Here is a 1,983-nt window from a genome sequence, read left to right as displayed (position 1 = left end):
CGGGGGTGGCGTTTAAACGCAATGCCTTCAATAACATCAATGTCGCCTCCGGCGCGACCGGCGGCGGTATGAGCACCAATCTCTACGCGGGGGGCATCTTTGAATTGGAAGAGGGGGAAGCGCTAATTATTGAGAATCGAATTCAGTTGCCGCCCAACTATATCGGCTTCCAGTTGAGTAATCTGTGGGGTGAGTCCATTGATTACGCCAACCGTATTAGCAGTTTAAATGGCCATCAAATGACAGCAGATGCGGACGGCGTCATCCGTTTGGTGGTAGCGCACCGCGACCCCGGGGTGCCAAACTGGTTGGATACCAGCGGCCACCGCGAAGGCTTTCTTGCGCCGCGCTGGGCTTATAGCGAAACGCCCACGCCGGAGCAGTGGCCCAGCCTTACCGTGCAAAAAGTGGCTTTTGACAAAGTTCGTGAGTACTTGCCGGAATCTACGCCGGTTGTTAGTCAGGCGCAGCGGCAACAGCAAGTGGCATTGCGCCAACGGCATGTTCAGCGGCGCTTTCGCGCGTTTTAAGGTCGGATGATCGATAAACCGAATAATTTAGTTTTAACACAGGAATAAATCATGAAGGTATTAGTGGTAGGTGGTACGGGCTTAATTGGCGGCGAGATTGCACTTTACTTGCAAGAAAACGGTCATGCGGTAACGCTGATGTCCCGCAAGCCGACGGCAGTGCCGGGACTGGCTGATATGTCGTTTCTCCAAGGTGACTACATCAATGACGATTTTTCTGATGGCCGCCTGAACGGCTTCGATTGGCTGGTATTCTCAGCCGCGGCGGATATTCGCAATATTCCCCAAGACGGCTCAGTGTCGCCCCAGGACTTTTACACCAAGGCAAATGATGAGGCGGTACCCCGTTTCTTTGTCGCTGCTCGGGACGCAGGTATGAGCAGGGCAGTGATGGTCGGGACTTTTTACCCGCAAGTTGCGCCGCAGCAGATCGGTGTCTGTCCCTATGTCACCTCGCGCCATAATACCGACGTGGCGGTTCGTGCTTTGAGTAATGAAACGTTTTCGGTGTGTTGCATCAATGCACCGTTTGTCCTCGGTAATATCCCTGGTATGGATGTTCCGTATATCAGTGCGCTGGAGCAATACGCGCGGGGCAATATTCCGGGTCTACCTATATTTGCGCCGAAAGGCGGCACCAATCACATCAGCGCTCGTTCGCTTGCACAGGCGGCGCTGAATGCTTTGAATAAAGGCGAGTCGGGCAAGGGCTATCTTGTTGGCGATGAGAATTACAGTTGGAAGGAATATCTAGAACTGTGGTTTGAGGCAGTGGGAAATCCGCTAGAGCTTGAGGTTAGAGAAGACGATCACCCCATGTTCCCAAATGTCATTATGTTCGCAGGCGCGGGTGCCACGGTGAGCTATGAGCCTGCGACTGAGGATATGGCTGCGCTGAATTATGATCGGCAGCAGATCAAAGGGCTAATTCAGGGGATTGTTGGCGCTTGATGAGGTTCTGCAAGTCTTGCAAAGTACGTTCCTCCTTTACTGGAGGAACGCACTAAGATGAGCCTCTGTGTTTAATTAGCGAATGGCTAGTGCTTTGCCATTTTATGCAGAGACAGGATCAAAGGTGATTGGCATTGATTTAATCGTGTTGATGAAGAATGAGCGCATATAAGTCACGTCACCGGCAAATTTAGGATTGCGGATACGTGGAATCAGTTCTTCAAAGATAATATTCAATTCCATGCGCGCTAAATTCATGCCCAAGCAAAAATGTTCGCCAATGCCAAATGCGCGCATTTCTCGGCGCAGTGTAGGCATTTTCTTGGCGCGGTGGATATCAAATTTCATCGCATCGTCGCCGAATACATCTTCATCGTGGTTAACCGCATGGTAATGTAATACGACTTTATCGCCTTTCTTTATATTGTATCCGTTCCATTCAATATCTTGGGTCGCCGTCCGGCGCATCGCAATAAACGCGGTGTTGTAGCGGAGCATTTCT

Annotated in this window: 2 protein-coding genes and 1 pseudogene; 2 read left to right on the top strand and 1 reads right to left on the bottom strand. The window is 51.1% G+C overall.

The features are described 5' to 3' along the window. Nucleotides 1-530 (top strand): annotated as a pseudogene (locus tag ABYT30_RS18795) (hypothetical protein); the annotation flags it as partial. Nucleotides 531-581: 51 nt separating this feature from the next. Continuing rightward, nucleotides 582-1,481: an NAD-dependent epimerase/dehydratase family protein gene (locus tag ABYT30_RS18790; protein WP_373098057.1), complete on the top strand. Its 900-nt coding sequence runs from the start codon at nucleotides 582-584 to the stop codon at nucleotides 1,479-1,481. 102 nt (nucleotides 1,482-1,583) lie between these two features. Here ABYT30_RS18790 and ABYT30_RS18785 read toward each other — a convergent pair. Beyond that, nucleotides 1,584-1,983: cytochrome P450 (locus tag ABYT30_RS18785; RefSeq protein ID WP_373098055.1), on the bottom strand; the 400-nt coding region annotated here is incomplete at its 5' end.

Source organism: Zhongshania sp., from assembly GCF_041623545.1.
In the GTDB taxonomy this organism is placed as follows: Bacteria; Pseudomonadota; Gammaproteobacteria; order Pseudomonadales; family Spongiibacteraceae; genus Spongiibacter.
The sequence above is the reverse complement of the archived record's forward strand: the minus strand, read 5'-3'. Positions and strand labels throughout refer to the sequence as shown.

Coding starts and splice junctions, on each gene's coding strand:
- ABYT30_RS18790 (WP_373098057.1), top strand. CDS start 582: ATGAAGGTATTAGTGGTAGGTGGTACGGGCTTAATTGGCGGCGAGATT.